Origin of the sequence: Pseudomonas serbiensis (genome assembly GCF_030580745.1) — a bacterium.
GTDB lineage: Bacteria > Pseudomonadota > Gammaproteobacteria > Pseudomonadales > Pseudomonadaceae > Aquipseudomonas > Aquipseudomonas serbiensis.
Genome location: NZ_JAUQOO010000007.1, coordinates 220,463 through 235,582 on the forward strand (window position 1 = coordinate 220,463; position 15,120 = coordinate 235,582).

At 59.2% G+C, this 15,120-nt stretch carries 13 protein-coding genes and 2 pseudogenes; 13 read left to right on the plus strand and 2 right to left on the minus strand.

What is annotated here, in order from left to right; genetic code table 11:
- Positions 1–93: 93 nt before the first annotated feature.
- From ubiE to Q6A51_RS27495, 13 genes and pseudogenes are all read left to right on the plus strand, one after another.
- Entirely contained in the window at positions 94–864 is a 771-nt protein-coding gene (gene ubiE / locus Q6A51_RS11765) for a bifunctional demethylmenaquinone methyltransferase/2-methoxy-6-polyprenyl-1,4-benzoquinol methylase UbiE (RefSeq protein ID WP_025262310.1), read from the plus strand.
- A complete protein-coding gene (locus tag Q6A51_RS11770) occupies positions 864–1,487 on the plus strand; it encodes a ubiquinone biosynthesis accessory factor UbiJ (protein WP_304574855.1) in 624 nt (207 codons plus the stop codon). Before ubiE ends, Q6A51_RS11770 begins: the two co-directional genes overlap by 1 nt.
- Positions 1,484–3,100 (plus strand): ubiquinone biosynthesis regulatory protein kinase UbiB, encoded by a 1,617-nt coding sequence (ubiB, locus tag Q6A51_RS11775; RefSeq protein WP_304574856.1) that lies wholly within the window; start codon positions 1,484–1,486, stop codon positions 3,098–3,100. Before Q6A51_RS11770 ends, ubiB begins: the two co-directional genes overlap by 4 nt.
- A gap of 70 nt (positions 3,101–3,170) precedes the next feature.
- Positions 3,171–3,563: a phosphoribosyl-AMP cyclohydrolase gene (gene hisI, locus Q6A51_RS11780; RefSeq protein ID WP_025262313.1), complete on the plus strand. Its 393-nt coding sequence runs from the start codon at positions 3,171–3,173 to the stop codon at positions 3,561–3,563.
- A gap of 2 nt (positions 3,564–3,565) precedes the next feature.
- On the plus strand, positions 3,566–3,898 hold the full coding sequence (locus tag Q6A51_RS11785; protein WP_025262314.1) for a phosphoribosyl-ATP diphosphatase: 333 nt from the start codon (positions 3,566–3,568) through the stop codon (positions 3,896–3,898).
- A 42-nt stretch (positions 3,899–3,940) separates the two neighbouring features.
- A complete protein-coding gene (locus Q6A51_RS11790) occupies positions 3,941–4,216 on the plus strand; it encodes a twin-arginine translocase TatA/TatE family subunit (RefSeq protein WP_201001448.1) in 276 nt (91 codons plus the stop codon).
- Between the two features lie 3 nt (positions 4,217–4,219).
- On the plus strand, positions 4,220–4,660 hold the full coding sequence (gene tatB / locus Q6A51_RS11795) for a Sec-independent protein translocase protein TatB (RefSeq protein ID WP_201018331.1): 441 nt from the start codon (positions 4,220–4,222) through the stop codon (positions 4,658–4,660).
- Entirely contained in the window at positions 4,657–5,454 is a 798-nt protein-coding gene (tatC, locus tag Q6A51_RS11800) for a twin-arginine translocase subunit TatC (protein ID WP_201001446.1), read from the plus strand. The genes tatB and tatC overlap by 4 nt, the downstream gene beginning before the upstream one ends.
- Complete coding sequence (locus Q6A51_RS11805; RefSeq protein WP_201018332.1) at positions 5,451–6,158, plus strand: 16S rRNA (uracil(1498)-N(3))-methyltransferase; 708 nt, start codon at positions 5,451–5,453, stop codon at positions 6,156–6,158. Before tatC ends, Q6A51_RS11805 begins: the two co-directional genes overlap by 4 nt.
- 180 nt (positions 6,159–6,338) lie before the next feature.
- Positions 6,339–7,310, plus strand: a pseudogene (locus tag Q6A51_RS27730) (methyl-accepting chemotaxis protein); the annotation flags it as partial.
- Positions 7,302–8,165, plus strand: a complete 864-nt coding sequence (locus Q6A51_RS27735; protein WP_445177095.1) for a methyl-accepting chemotaxis protein — start codon at positions 7,302–7,304, stop codon at positions 8,163–8,165. The pseudogene Q6A51_RS27730 and the gene Q6A51_RS27735, both read left to right, overlap by 9 nt.
- A gap of 333 nt (positions 8,166–8,498) precedes the next feature.
- Positions 8,499–9,458, plus strand: a pseudogene (locus tag Q6A51_RS27490) (methyl-accepting chemotaxis protein); the annotation flags it as partial.
- A 141-nt stretch (positions 9,459–9,599) separates the two neighbouring features.
- Positions 9,600–10,316: a methyl-accepting chemotaxis protein gene (locus tag Q6A51_RS27495; protein ID WP_405046141.1), complete on the plus strand. Its 717-nt coding sequence runs from the start codon at positions 9,600–9,602 to the stop codon at positions 10,314–10,316.
- A 79-nt stretch (positions 10,317–10,395) separates the two neighbouring features.
- On the opposite strand, the gene mdoH is transcribed toward Q6A51_RS27495, so the two are convergent.
- Positions 10,396–12,978 carry a glucans biosynthesis glucosyltransferase MdoH gene (gene mdoH / locus Q6A51_RS11820; protein WP_201018335.1) on the minus strand — a complete coding sequence of 861 codons (2,583 nt, stop codon included), beginning with the start codon at positions 12,976–12,978 and terminating at the stop codon, positions 10,396–10,398.
- Positions 12,971–14,917, minus strand: a complete 1,947-nt coding sequence (locus tag Q6A51_RS11825; RefSeq protein ID WP_304574859.1) for a glucan biosynthesis protein G — start codon at positions 14,915–14,917, stop codon at positions 12,971–12,973. The genes mdoH and Q6A51_RS11825 overlap by 8 nt, the downstream gene beginning before the upstream one ends.
- Positions 14,918–15,120 lie beyond the last annotated feature (203 nt).

Below are 15,120 nucleotides of genomic sequence, written 5' to 3' on the forward strand. Positions count from 1 at the left end.
TCGTCCCGAAGAAAGCCCTGACGATGAGCCTTGTCAAGACAAAGCCAGCCCTGGCGATTAGAATGATCGGCATTCTATTCCGGCGGCAGCGATATGAACGATCAGCGCAAAGGTAGCGATACCGAACCCACCACTCATTTCGGCTACAAAAACGTACCGGAAAGCCAGAAGGCCGAGAAAGTCGCTGAGGTTTTCCACTCCGTAGCGGCCAAATACGACCTGATGAACGACCTGCTGTCCGGTGGCATGCACCGGCTGTGGAAGCGTTTCGCTATTGAGCTTTCCGGTGTTCGCACGGGCAACCGGGTCCTGGATATCGCGGGCGGCACGGGCGACCTGACCCGCAAGTTCTCGAATCTGGTCGGCCCGACCGGTCATGTGGTCCTGGCAGACATCAACGCTTCGATGCTCAAGGTCGGGCGCGATCGCCTGCTGGACCTGGGCGTTTCGGGCAATGTCGAATTCGTACAGGCCGACGCCGAGAAGCTGCCTTTTCCTGACAACCATTTCGATTGCGTGACCATCGCTTTCGGTCTGCGCAACGTGACGCACAAGGAGGACGCCCTGCGCTCCATGCTGCGTGTGCTCAAGCCCGGCGGTCGTCTGTTGGTGCTGGAATTTTCCAAACCGACCAACAAGCTGATGTCAAAAGCCTATGACGCCTACTCGTTCGCGTTCATGCCGTTCATGGGCAAGCTGGTGACCAATGATTCGGAAAGCTACCGCTATCTGGCAGAGTCGATCCGCATGCACCCGGATCAGGAAACCCTCAAGTCGATGATGGTAGACGCCGGCTTTGACCGCGTGACCTATCACAACATGACCTCGGGCATCGTCGCCCTGCATCGCGGTATCAAACCCTGATGCTCCTGCGCGGTCTGCTCGCCAGCGTCGAGCACGGCATCAATCGCGTGTTGCGTCTGGACAGCACGGCTGCGCCGCGTCTTGCCGAACTGGCTGGCAAGGTGATAGCCATCGATTGCCGCGACCCGGCGCTGCAACTGTTCATCCTGCCCAGCGACGAAGGTCTGCTGCTGGCGGCTGACTGGGCAGCGGATGCCGATTGCATCCTGCGCGCTCCGGCAGCCAGCCTGCTGCGTCTGGCGCTGAGCCAGGACAAGACTGCCGTGCTCCACGGCCCGGAAGTCGAGCTGGACGGTGACAGCGCAGTCTTGCTGGAGTTGGTCAGCATCCTTCAAGACCTGGAGCTGGACTGGGAGCATGAACTCTCCCGCTGGCTCGGTCCGGTAGCCAGCCAGTTGCTCAGCGGCCACCTGCGCAGCCGCGCACGCTGGACCCGCGATAACTTCGCCAGCCTCAGCCAGAATGTGGCCGACTACCTGAGTGAAGAATCGCGTACTCTGGTCGGCAAACACGAGGCCGAAGCCCGCTTTGCCGAACTCGATCAGATCAAAATGGATCTGGAACGTCTTGAGGCGCGCTTTGCACGTCTCACCCAATCCCTCAATTCCAGCGATAACGCATGAAGCTGCTTGCCGTCCGCCGTCTGTTTCGTATCCAACGTGTCGTGATCCGCTACCGCCTCGATGACCTGCTCTTCGCCCTGCCGCTTCCTTGGTGGATGCTGGCCGTGCGATTCGTCCTGCCCTGGCGCTGGTTGCCACGCAAGACTCTGGACCTGAGTCGTGGTGCCTGCCTGCGTCTGGCGCTTCAGGATCTGGGGCCGATATTCATCAAGTTTGGGCAGTTGCTTTCGACCCGCCGCGACCTGCTGCCCGAAGACATCGCCGACGAACTGATGCTGCTGCAAGACCGCGTACCGCCGTTCGATCAGCAACTGGCCGTGAACCTGATCGAAGAGCAACTGGGTGCAAAAATCAGTGAGGTCTTCAGCCGCTTCGACGTGACGCCTCTGGCGTCGGCCTCCGTGGCGCAGGTCCATGCCGCACGCCTCAAGACCGGCGAAGAAGTGGTGGTCAAGGTCGTGCGCCCTGGCCTCAAGCCAGTCATCGGTCAGGATCTGGCATGGCTGTTCATTCTGGCCCGCACCGCCGAGCGGCTGTCGGCCGATGCCCGGCTGCTGCATCCGGTGCAGGTGGTCAGCGACTACGAAAAGACCATCTACGACGAGCTGGACCTGCTGCGTGAAGCCGCCAACTCCAGCCAGTTGCGCCGCAACTTCGAGGGCTCCGATCTGCTGTATGTGCCACAGGTCTACTGGGACTGGTGCCGTCCGAAAGTGTTGGTCATGGAGCGGATCTACGGCGTTCAGGTCACCGATCTGGCCACCCTGGCCGATCAGCGCACCGATATGAAGCTGTTGGCAGAGCGCGGCGTGGAGATCTTTTTCACCCAGGTATTCCGCGACAGTTTCTTCCATGCCGACATGCACCCGGGCAACATTTTCGTCAGCACGGTCAATCCATGGCGTCCGCAGTACATCGCCATCGACTGCGGGATCGTCGGCAGCCTGACGCCGCAGGATCAGGATTACCTGGCCCGCAACCTGTTTGCCTTCTTCAAGCGCGATTATCGCCGGGTGGCGCAATTGCACATCGATTCAGGCTGGGTGCCCGCCGAAACCAAGCTCAACGAGTTTGAAGCCGCGATTCGTACCGTATGCGAACCGATCTTCGAGAAGCCGCTCAAGGACATTTCATTCGGTCAGGTGCTGATGCGCCTGTTCCAGACTGCACGCCGCTTCAATATGGAAGTCCAGCCACAACTGGTGCTGCTGCAAAAGACCCTGCTCAATATCGAAGGTCTGGGCCGTCAGCTCTATCCTGATCTGGACCTGTGGAGCACCGCTCAACCCTTCCTGGAGCGCTGGATGCGTGAGCGGGTCAGCCCCAAGACGCTGGTTCAGAACCTGCAAACCCAGGTCGAACAGTTACCGCATATTGCAGGCATGACCCGCGACCTGCTGGAGCGCCTGTCCAGGCCCCATGCGAACGACCCGCCGCCACGCTCTGGCCCCAGCGATAACTGGGCCTTGCGCCTGCTGGGCGCGGCGCTTTTGAGTGGCGGCGTGGTTCAGGTCTGGGCGCTGAGTGCAGCCGGCCTTCCGCTATTGACGCTGACCGCCTGGCCGGTTGGAATCATGCTGGTGTCAGGGCTGTATCTGATCGTTCGCCGATAGCCAGCGACGCATGTGACTGGCACACTGTTCAACCCGCCGGGATTATTGAGGCCCGGCTGCCGGAGTAGTTATGAAAGACTGGCTGGACGAGATTAAGTGGAACAGCGACGGTCTGGTGCCTGCAATCGCTCAGGATCACAAGACTGGCCGTGTATTGATGATGGCCTGGATGAATCGCGAATCCCTGAGCCTGACTGCAAAAGAGAACCGTGCAATATATTGGTCGCGTTCGCGTGGCAAACTCTGGCGCAAGGGAGAGGAATCCGGCCACGTTCAGCAATTGCATGAGCTGCGCCTGGATTGCGACGCCGACGTCATCATCCTGATGGTCGAGCAGATCGGCGGCATTGCCTGCCATACCGGACGCGAAAGCTGCTTCTACCGGGTTTATGAAAACTCGGGCTGGAAGACGGTCGACGCGGTGCTCAAAGACCCGGATGCCATTTATCACGCAGGACACTGAACATGACTGATACCTTGTCCCGTCTGGCCCAGGTGCTGGAATCGCGCAAGGATGCCGCTGCCGACAGCTCGTATGTCGCCAGTCTGTACCACAAGGGTTTGAACAAGATTCTGGAAAAGATCGGTGAAGAATCGGTCGAAACCATCATCGCTGCCAAGGATGCCGCCATCAGCGGCGATTGCAGCGATGTAATCTACGAAACCGCTGACCTCTGGTTTCACAGCATGGTAATGCTGGCTGCACTGGGTCAGCATCCACAAGCCGTGCTTGATGAACTGGACCGCCGCTTCGGGCTGTCCGGACACGCAGAAAAAGCTGCACGCACAGCGGATTAACTACCTGTCTTTCAGGTTCGAATTTTCTACGAGGAATGCTTCATGGGTATTTTTGACTGGAAACACTGGGTCGTCATCCTGATCGTTGTCGTGCTGGTTTTCGGCACCAAGAAACTCAAGGGCCTGGGTAGCGATATCGGCGAATCGATCAAGGGCTTTCGCAAGGCCATGAACGACGACGAAAAACCTGCCGAACAACCTGGCGCTCAACCGCAACAGGCGCAGGCGGCACCTCAGACTTCTCCGCTGAACCAGCCACACACCATCGACGGGCAGGCGCATAAAGTCGAAGAGCCGACCCGCAAAGACCAGGTTTAAGCCATGTTCGGTATCAGCTTCTCTGAACTGCTGCTCGTAGGGCTGGTGGCCTTGCTGGTGCTTGGCCCTGAGCGCTTGCCGGGTGCTGCGCGCACCGCCGGTCTGTGGATCGGCCGGTTGAAGCGCAGCTTCAATGCGATCAAACAGGAAGTTGAACGTGAAATCGGTGCCGACGAAATCCGTCGGCAACTGCACAACGAACACATTCTGTCGCTGGAAGAAGAGGCGAGAAAGATTTTCTCGCCTCATTCCGAGCCTGAGCCAGAACCTGTCGCCGAGTCGCAGAGCGAACCGCAAGCAGCAGCCACCCAGGAAATCGGTCCGGCAGAGCCGGCACCCAAGAGCCAACTGTCTCTGGAAAAGCGCCCTAAACAAACGGCGTCCCCGGTCCCCGTCACGCCGCCTTCCGCCCACGATTCGTCACTGCCCCCACGAGCCCCATGAGCGATATTCCGGAAAACGATCAGCAAATGCCGCTGGTCTCGCACCTCACAGAATTGCGTACACGCCTGCTGCGCTGTGTTGCGGCGGTGTTCCTGATTTTTGCCGGCCTGTTCTACTTCACCCAGAAGATCTACACGCTGGTTTCGGCTCCGCTACGGGTGTACCTGCCCGAAGGCGCGACGATGATCGCCACCGACGTGGCCTCACCGTTCATCACACCGTTCAAGCTGACCATGATGGTGGCGCTGTTCCTGTCCATGCCGGTCATCCTGCATCAGATCTGGGGCTTTATCGCGCCGGGCCTTTACAAGCATGAGAAGCGCGTTGCCGTTCCGCTGCTGGTATCGAGCATCATCCTGTTCTACGCAGGCATGGCGTTCGCTTACTTTCTGGTCTTCCCGCTGATTTTCCACTTCTTCGCCAGCGTGACTCCCGAAGGCGTGTCGATGATGACCGACATCGCCAGCTACCTCGACTTCGTCATGACGCTGTTCTTTGCCTTCGGTGTGGCCTTCGAGATTCCGGTAGCCGTGGTGCTGCTGGTCTGGATCGGCATCGTCGACGTCAAATACCTGAAAAAGATTCGTCCCTACGTGATCATCGGCTGCTTCGTGGTCGGCATGATCCTCACTCCGCCGGACATCTTCTCCCAGACCTTGCTCGCCGTGCCCATGTGGCTGCTGTTCGAGCTGGGCATCCTGTGCAGTTCGATGATCAGGAAGCGTGGCGAACACCCGGACGACCAGCCCGACGACGCTGACAAGCAAGACCAGCCGCCCGCGACCCTGTCGTGAACCTGCTGCTACTTGAAGAGGCCGACTTCATTGCGGCCGACAGAGTCATCCTGCGCGACCGGCGCCTCACGCACATGCAAGAGGTGCATCGCGCAGAGGTCGGCGACAGCCTGCGCGTCGGTCGCGTAAACGGCTTGCTGGGCACTGCCGAGCTGATTCGTCTGGAAAGCCACGAAGCCGAGCTGCGCATCAGCCTCGACAGCGCGCCTCCCGCCAAGCTGCCATTGACCCTGTTACTGGCACTGCCACGCCCCAAGATGCTGCGCCGGGTTTTCCAGACGGTCGCGACCATGGGCGTGCCCAAGGTCATCCTGCTCAACAGTTACAGGGTTGAAAAAAGCTTCTGGCAGACGCCGTTTCTGGAGCCTGAAGCCATTCGTGAACAGTTGATCCTGGGGCTTGAACAGGCACGCGACAGCGTCCTGCCCGAGATCGTGATCGAAAAGCGTTTTAAACCGTTCGTCGAAGACCGTCTGCCGCAACTGGCCCAAAATACACTCGGGCTGGTGGGTCATCCCGGCGAATTCCCTGCCTGCCCACGCGCAGTCGAGCAACAGGTCACACTGGCAATCGGCCCGGAAGGTGGCTGGATCCCTTATGAAATCGACCTGCTGCGCAAGGCCGGCCTGCAACCGGTACAACTCGGCGAGCGAATACTGAGGGTCGAAACCGCTGTGACCGCCCTGCTGGCCCGTCTGTTCTAAGCCTTTCTTTTATCAGAGCAATGACTACAGTTTCTCAATCAGGAGCCGATGTAAAAGCGGATCTATAAAAATAGAGATTGAGGAGTTGTCATGTATCGCTGGTTCGCTCGAAGTCTCGCCAATGCGAGTGTAAGTTTGAAATTAGCGATCGGCTTCGGTCTGGTCCTGGCATTGACCCTGATGATTACGGCTACGGCCTGGTTAAGCACGCAGGGCCTTATCTCTCGCGGGGACAGGGTTGCGGCGATCACCGATGTCAACGTGCTGACGCTTGAGCTGCGTATCAATCGCATGCGCTACGAGACACTGTACAACGCCGAAACAGCGTCCGCTGTAGTAGCAAATCTGGACAAGCTCGATGCAGCCCTCAAGGCCGCCAGGGCTTTGCTGCGTTCCGCCGAGAACATCAAGCGCCTCGACTCCCAGATCCAGAGCGCCAACGAATATCGCCAGGCATTCGGCGAAATGACCAAGGCCATCGAAACCCGGGAAGGCACTCGCAGCCTGATGGGCGACAATGCCGACAAAGCCGTTGCCGAAGTCGGCAAGATCGAAGCCGAACTGCTGAAGGCCGACAACATTCTGGCCTTCAACAATATCGTCGGTGCCAGCAAACAGATCCAGCAGGCCCGCTTTCAAGTGCGCGGCTACACCTACAGTGGCCGTGCCGAGTTCGAGAAGAACGCCAATGCGGCCATCGATGAAGCGATGACCGGCATCAATACTCTGGCAGGTGATATCTCTTCCTCCTACCTGCCCATGCTGCAACAGGCCATTGCAGGCCTGAAAGGCTATCGCGCCGCCGTTGGGCAATATCGCGATGCCCAGGCAGCCAGCAAGGCAGCACTGGAGAAAATGACGGCGCTGGGCACCAAGATGCTGACCGTCAACGATGAAATGATCGATGCACAGACCGCCAGCCGCGATGCCGAAAGCGCAAAGTCGGTCATGATGATTGCCATCGCAACAGCCCTGGCACTGGTCTTTGGCATTCTGGCGGCCTGGGTCATCACTCGCCAGATCACCGTACCGCTGCAAAAGACACTCGACGTGGTAGAACGTGTTGCCTCCGGTGACCTGAGCCAGAATCTGGTCATTGATCGCAATGACGAACTGGGCAGGCTGCAAGGCAGTATCCAGCGCATGACGGTTTCCCTGCGCGAGCTGATTGGCGGCATTCGCGATGGCGTGACACAGATCGCCAGCGCGGCCGAAGAGCTGTCCGCCGTCACCGAGCAGACCAGCGCCGGGGTCAACAGCCAGAAGGTCGAGACCGATCAGGTCGCCACCGCCATGCACGAAATGACCGCAACGGTGCAGGAAGTCGCACGCAACGCCGAAGAGGCCTCGGAAGCGGCCGTAGCAGCCGATCAGCAGGCTCGCGAAGGTGAGCGCGTAGTGAAAGAAGCTATTTCCCAGATCGAGCGTCTGGCCTCGGCAGTCGGTAACTCCACCGAAGCCATGGGCGCGCTCAAGCTGGAAAGCGACAAGATCGGCAGCGTCCTGGACGTGATCAAGTCGGTTGCCGAACAGACCAACCTTCTGGCCCTCAACGCCGCTATCGAAGCGGCACGCGCAGGTGAAGCCGGTCGCGGGTTTGCGGTAGTGGCGGACGAAGTTCGCAGCCTGGCGCAACGTACCCAGAAGTCCACCGAGGAAATCGAAGCGCTGATCGCCAGCCTGCAGAACGGCACACAGCAAGCCTCAAGCATCATGGACAGCAGCCGCGACCTGACTGCCAGCAGCGTGGACCTGACGCGCCGTGCCGGTACTTCGCTGGAAAACATCACCCAGACCGTTTCCGCGATCCAGTCGATGAACCAGCAGATCGCCGCTGCGGCCGAACAGCAAAGCGCTACCGCTGAAGAGATCAACCGCAGCGTACTCAACGTGCGTGACGTCTCCGAGCAAACCTCCGCAGCCAGTGAAGAAACAGCCGCCTCCAGCGTTGAGCTGGCGCGTCTGGGCAATCATCTTCAGGTGCTGGTAGGTCGCTTCAAAATCTGACGCGAGCAGGAAGCGGTGCAGGCCACCGCTTCCTTCCCGCCATTGGCCACGCGCATAAACGTGACCCGCTTCACCCGCCCACTCTCCCCGGAAATCTCCTACGACCTCTTCAGGTCGTGCAATACCCGCTTCCTGCCGATGCGCTCATGACGCATGCCCTGCAACGTTCAGGGCCTGCTTTTGTTCGCTTACAGCAGGAGAAGTCCGATGTTTCGATGGATCAATCACTCGCTCGATAACATGAGCGTCAAACTCAAACTGTCGCTGGGCTTCGGCCTGGTTCTATTACTGACTCTCGCCATCACGCTGACCGGCTGGCATGGCCTGGACGCGATGATCGAGCGCTCCGAGTCCATTTCCTCCATCGGCCAGCTCAGCAACCTGACCAAGGACCTTCGCACTGAACGCATTGTTTTCCGCTCAGAAAACACTCATGAAAACGCAACCAGAGTTGTAGAGCGGCTCAATGAACTGGAGGCCCAACTGGTGACGCTGCGCAGGGAAACCGACGATGCCAAAAGCCTTGCTCTGCTGACCGAGCAGAGTCAGGTCATCAGCCGTATGGAAAAGACCTTCACCGACCTTGGCCTTGATCGCAAAGCCCGTGACCAGTCGCGCATCGAGCTGGAACAGCAATCGGAACAGGCTGTGAAAGCCGTGGAGCAGGTCGAAAGCGAAGTGCTCAAGGCCGTAAGCCAGGAGCAGGACAACAGCGAGCGCCTGGATGAATTCACCAATATTTCCCAGCTCAAGCAGCAAATCCAGATTGCCCGCTCTCAGGTCCAGGCTTACACCTTCACCAACAAGGAAGCCGATGAAACCGCTGCGATTGCAGCCATCGACGAAGCGCTCAAGGAAGTGCAGCAGATCTCCCAGGATCAGGCCGATGACAATATCCAGGGGCTCAAACCCGCCAGCGAGGCTTTGCGGCGCTATCGCGAACAACTGAACCGCTTCAAGGACATCCAGATCAAGGTCGAGGCCCTTCAGGAAACCATGGAGGAGCTGGGTGACAAGATGCTGGATCTGGTTGCCCGGCTGATAAACCTGCAAGGCACTCAGCGCGATGTCGAGGCCGCTGGCTCGCGAACCCTGTTGAGCGGTGTTGCCGGGCTGGCCTTGCTCATCGGCCTGTTGGCCGCCTGGGTCATGACGCAGCAGATCACACTGCCGCTGCAACAGACCTTGACCGCTGCCGGGCGTATCGCCCAAGGCAATCTGAGCAAGGATCTGGATATCCAGCGTCAGGATGAAATGGGCCAGCTTCAAGACAGCATGCAGGCCATGACCTTGAGCCTGCGCGATCTGGTCAGCGGCATTGGCGATGGTGTCACCCAGATCGCCAGTGCCGCCGAACAGCTCTCGGCGGTGACGGAGCAGACTTGCGTCGGGGTCAACAGCCAGAAGGACGAAACCGATCAGGTCGCCACCGCCATGAATCAGATGGCAGCCACCGTGCAGGAAATCGCCCGCAATGCACAGCAAGCCTCTCAGGCAGCGGTCGCTGCAGATCAACAAGCCCGCGACGGCGATCAGGTGGTCAGTCAGGCCATCAGTCAGATCGAGCAACTGGCCAGTGAAGTCGCCAATTCGACGCTGGCGATGAATCAGCTCAAGCTGGAAAGCGGCAAGATTGTCGGGGTGCTCGATGTGATCAAGTCCGTCTCCCAACAGACCAACCTGCTGGCTCTCAATGCAGCCATCGAAGCGGCACGTGCCGGCGAGGCCGGGCGCGGGTTTGCGGTAGTTGCCGATGAAGTGCGCGGCCTCGCGCAGCGCACTCAGGAGTCCACAGAGGAAATCGAGGAACTGATCGCCGCCTTGCAGAGCGGCACCCAGCAAGTCGCCACGACTCTGGACAGCAGCCGTAACCTGACCGACAACAGCGTAGAACTGAGTCGACGTGCAGGCTGTGCTCTGGAGCAGATCACCCGGACCGTGGCCACCATTCAGGACATGAACCAGCAGATCGCGACTGCCAGCGAGGAGCAGAGCGCAGTGGCCGAGCAGATAAACAGCAATGTGCTCAGGGTGCGGGACATTTCGGAACAGACCGCTGCGGCAAGCGACGAGACGGCAGCATCAAGCATTGAGCTGGCCCGGTTGGGCACTCATCTGAGGGAATTGGTGGGGAAATTTCGGGTTAATTAAGAGCTTCGCGAATAAATTCGCTCCTACGGGGATTTACAACACCGTAGGAGCGGATTTATCCGCGAAAGGACAGTGCAGCTTACGCCAACACTGGCTCCGCATCCTGCTTGACCGGCTGAAGCGGCAGCAGAGGTGCATGTGGATCGGCTTCGATGGAAGCACGCCACGCAGCCAGCCACTCAGGGTGGCCTGCATTCCAGACCTGATCGTGCAGACGCCCCAGGGCGACAGGGTCGCTCAGCAGCATCAGACGCTCATGGTTGCTGAGCTTCTCGGGACCGACCTTGAGTGCATGCTCGACGCGCTCATGACGAACCGTCTCGACAGGCTGGGCCAGACGGTGACGGGAAGTCGCCAGCGCACACGCCAGGGCGTTCTGCTGAGGATCGACCACGGCACGAATGAAGCCGTCCTTCAACGCATGCCAACGGTTCTCGTGGGTGTACTGATCGGTAGAAATCAGCTCCTGAGGCGTGTCGTACTCTTCCGGAATCAGGAAGAAGCTCTCGTCACGCGCCTTGAGACCCAGCTTGGTACGGCTGGAAATCACCGATACCGGAATCGACAGCATCAGGGAAACCACAATCGGCGCAAGCCACCACAGGAAGCTTGGGTTCAACCAGGCCACCAGCAAGGCCCAGCAGGCACCCAGCAAGGTCTGCGGACCATGGCGCTTGACCGCCTCGATCCATGGCGTGGAATCGTCGTCACGCTGCGGAGAATTCCAGGTCGCCGCCCAGCCCAGGAAAGCAGCCAGCACGAAACGAGTATGGAACAGCATGCGCACCGGAGCCAGCAGCACCGAGAACAGCATTTCCAGCAGCATCGAAACCGTGACCTTGAACTTGCCGCCAAATGCCTTGGCGCCCTTGGCCCAGATCAGAATGACGCTGAGCAGTTTGGGCAGGAACAACAGGACAATGGTGGTCGAGAACAATGCGACGGCTTTTTCCGGGTGCCATTGTGGCCACAGCGGATACAGCTGACGCGGTTCAAGGAAGTAGGTCGGCTCCATCAGGGTGTTCACTGCCAGCAAGGCCGTGGACAACACCAGGAAGAAGAACCATAACGGCGCCGATAGATACGACATCACGCCTGTCAGGAACACTGCACGGTGAACCGGGTGCATGCCCTTGACCAGGAACAGCCTGAAGTTCATCAGGTTGCCGTGGCACCAGCGGCGGTCACGCTTGAGTTCGTCCAGCAGGTTGGGCGGCAACTCTTCGTAGCTGCCCGGCAGGTCGTAGGCAATCCACACACCCCAGCCGGCACGGCGCATGAGCGCAGCTTCGACGAAGTCGTGGGAAAGAATCGCACCGGCGAATGCCCCCTTGCCCGGCAACGGCGCCAGGGCGCAGTGCTCGATGAAGGGTTTCATGCGGATGATCGCGTTGTGACCCCAATAATGGGATTCACCCAGTTGCCAGAAGTGCAGACCGGCAGTGAACAGCGGGCCGTAAACGCGGGTTGCGAACTGCTGCATGCGCGCATACAGCGTGTCCATGCCCGAGGCACGTGGCGCAGTCTGGATGATACCGGCGTCAGGAGTAGCCTCCATCAGGCGTACCAGACTGGTCAGGCATTCGCCGCTCATCACACTGTCGGCATCGAGCACGACCATGTAGCGGTAATCGCCACCCCAGCGACGGCAGAAGTCATCGAGGTTGCCGCTCTTGCGTTTTACACGACGGCGACGACGACGATAGAAGATCTTGCCGAAACCACCGGTCTCACGGCACACGTCCAGCCAGGCTTGCTGCTCGGCCACCGCGATGTCGGTATCGTTGGTATCGCTGAGCACGAAGAAATCGAAACGGTCCAGATCGCCCGTTGCGGCAACCGACTCGAACGTCGCACGCAGACCGGCAAATACCCGTGGCACGTCTTCATTGCAGATCGGCATGACCAGTGCGGTACGCGCACCGGCTTCGATCGGCTCGTTACCGGCGCTGGCACCAGAGATACGGTACTTGTCGCGGCCCGTGAGCAATTCGAGAAAGCCCATCAGCGCCGTCCAGAAACCGGCCGAAACCCAGCAGAACAGAATACCGAACAGCAACAGAATGCTGGTCTGCAAGGCGTAAGGCAGTACCTGCCACGCCGTCTGCACAAAGGTCTGGCGAGTGATTTCGTCCAGTGAAACCAGCGACCAGCCCTGATACGGCAGAATGCCTTTCATGTACCAGCCAGCCACGATGGTCTGGCCAAGCATCAACAGCAGCAGAATGTAACGACGAATCGAGCCGACCGTACGCCAGCGCGCCTTGGGCAGATCACGGGGCAAATCGCTGTGATCGGGCTTGGGAGGGTTGGTCTTGCCGGTCAGACGCCGCCAGCCACGCACCAGAATGTTGGTGCGCCATGGCTCTGGAACAACCTTGGTCCGACGGATCGGTGGCGTAGCCTTCAGACGAATGCGACCGCTGGCATCGACGTCGAGAAGCTCGGCGTCCTGCAATTCTTCAGCCGTGGACAGCGTCAGGCGACGGCCGACGGACGCCTGGGCGACCTCGGCCTTATCGCTTACCGGCTGTGCGGAAAGACGTTCGTGCAATTCAGCGAACGACTTGCAGCTGGCAAGTTCTGCCCGCTGCTCGTCACTCATCGGCAGGTGTGCCAGGTACTCGTTCAGAGACTCTGGCACGGGTAGAGAATTACTCATCGCTTGGCAACTGGTAGCTCCAGGTCTCGGTCATGACTTGCAACGTCTTGGCCGGCTCCGGATGGGTGGGTGCGGCCTCGGCTTCAGGCTGCTTGATCTCTTTACCGTCAGCATCTTTGGCCACGTCGGCTTTCGCTACGTCAGCCTTGTCAGCTTTTGCTGCATCAGCCTTGGGTGCATCGGCTTTCTTGGCTGGATCAGCCTTGGCGGCGTCAGTCCTGGCTGCATCGGCTTTGGCGACTTCAGGCTTGGCATCGCCAGTCTTGGTCGCATCGGCCTTGGCTACGGCGGCGTCAGCCTTGGCAACTTCCTTGGCGGCTGCAGGTTTTGCAGCTTCCTTGGACGCTGGCTTCTTGTCTTCTTTGTCAGCAACAAGCAGCGCAGGTTCCTTGCCCGGCTCGGCAGGAATTTCACGCAACAGGTAGGCACGCATCTCGGTCGGCTTGTTACGGTCCTTGACCTTCACACGCAGAGTCAGACGATAGCCCTTGGTAACCGGGTTGTAGCGCAGGTTGTTCTCGACCAGTTCGACGTTGTCATCGGTGGTCACCTGGCTGCGGATGGTCTTGTCTTCAGGCAATGCGGCCAGCACCGGACCGACGAAGTCGACCAGGAATGCCAGGCTGCCGTCCGGCTGACGAACCAGGTTGGACTGCCTTACGTCACCGATGGAGCGCTGGGTCTGCTTGACCCAACCCAGATCAGGCGAGTGAATGGCGTTTTCCTGCATGGTCCAGTGCAGACGGTAGTTGAACTCCATCGGCTCACCCGGCGCGGCCAGGGTGTCAGGCTTCCAGAACGCAACGATGTTGTCGTTGGTTTCGTCGGCAGTCGGAATCTCTACCAGATCGACGGTGCCTTTGCCCCAGTCGCCTTTCGGCTCGATCCAGGCACTTGGACGCTTGTCGTAGCGGTCGTCGAGGTCTTCGTACTGACTGAAATCACGGCCACGTTGCAGCAGACCGAAGCCACGCGGGTTCTCGACCGAGAAGCTGCTGACGGCCAGGTGTTTCGGGTTGTTCAGCGGACGCCATACCCACTCGCCATTGGCTGCCTGGATCGACAGGCCGCTGGAGTCGTGCAGTTCACGACGATAGTTAGGCACACGCGACGGCTGGTTGGCACCGAACAGGAACATGCTGGTCAGCGGAGCAACACCCAGCTTGGTGACGTTTTCACGCAGGAACATGCGCGATTTGACGTCGACCAGCGTGTTGGTGCCAGGACGCAGGGTCAACTGGTAAGCACCGGTGGCGCGAGGCGAATCGAGCAGGGCAAAGATCACCAGATGGTTGTCATCCGGGCCTGGCTTCTCGATCCAGAATTCTTTGAAACGCGGAAACTCTTCGCCGGACGGCAAGGCGGTATCGATTGCCATGCCGCGAGCGGACAGACCATAGACCTGACCCTTGCCGATCACGCGGAAGTAGCTCGCGCCCAGCATGGTCATGATTTCGTCCTGCTTGTCATCCTTGTTGATCGGATACAAGACGCGGAAGCCCGCATAACCAAGTTTTTCGGTGGCCTTCGGGTCGACCTTGCTGTCGCCGAAATCGAAACGGCTCGCGTCGTACTTGATCTCTTCGACGGTTGTGGCCGTGACTTCGTTGATCTTGACTGGTGTGTCGAAGTGCATGCCCTGGTGATAGAACGACAGCTTGAACGGCGTCTTGTCGGTCGCCCACTCAGCCTTGTCTTCACGGAAGCGGATTTTCTGGTAGTCCGCGAACTTCATGTCGCGCAACTCGGTGGGCAGATTGCTCTTGGGAGCCTCGAACTTCTGCCCGGCCATTTCTTTGGCCTTTACCGCTACATCATCAAGATTGAACGCCCATAGCTGGCCTGAACCCAACAGGCAGACAAGAGCCGAGCTTGCCAAAAGCGCACTACGCAACCGCTTGACAGGTGTCTTTGGAGCATCACAGGGACTAACAATCACGAGCAACCCTCGCCGAAAACAGATGAAAAAACCAACGGCCAGCTATCAGATGCCGGGTTGGCGAGCATTGTTCCGACTCCGAATGGGCTTAATGATTCCCCAATCAATGTCAGAACCCGCTTCTGAATACGCAGTGGACCAACTCTCGTCGGTCCCCGTAGCGCGCGATTATCCAGTAGCTCGCGTCACAACGCATCAGTTAT

Coding starts and splice junctions, on each gene's coding strand:
- ubiE (WP_025262310.1), top strand. CDS start 94: ATGAACGATCAGCGCAAAGGTAGCGATACCGAACCCACCACTCATTTC.
- Q6A51_RS11770 (WP_304574855.1), top strand. CDS start 864: ATGCTCCTGCGCGGTCTGCTCGCCAGCGTCGAGCACGGCATCAATCGC.
- ubiB (WP_304574856.1), top strand. CDS start 1,484: ATGAAGCTGCTTGCCGTCCGCCGTCTGTTTCGTATCCAACGTGTCGTG.
- hisI (WP_025262313.1), top strand. CDS start 3,171: ATGAAAGACTGGCTGGACGAGATTAAGTGGAACAGCGACGGTCTGGTG.
- Q6A51_RS11785 (WP_025262314.1), top strand. CDS start 3,566: ATGACTGATACCTTGTCCCGTCTGGCCCAGGTGCTGGAATCGCGCAAG.
- Q6A51_RS11790 (WP_201001448.1), top strand. CDS start 3,941: ATGGGTATTTTTGACTGGAAACACTGGGTCGTCATCCTGATCGTTGTC.
- tatB (WP_201018331.1), top strand. CDS start 4,220: ATGTTCGGTATCAGCTTCTCTGAACTGCTGCTCGTAGGGCTGGTGGCC.
- tatC (WP_201001446.1), top strand. CDS start 4,657: ATGAGCGATATTCCGGAAAACGATCAGCAAATGCCGCTGGTCTCGCAC.
- Q6A51_RS27735 (WP_445177095.1), top strand. CDS start 7,302: ATGACGGTTTCCCTGCGCGAGCTGATTGGCGGCATTCGCGATGGCGTG.
- Q6A51_RS27495 (WP_405046141.1), top strand. CDS start 9,600: ATGAATCAGATGGCAGCCACCGTGCAGGAAATCGCCCGCAATGCACAG.
- mdoH (WP_201018335.1), bottom strand. CDS start 12,978: ATGAGTAATTCTCTACCCGTGCCAGAGTCTCTGAACGAGTACCTGGCA.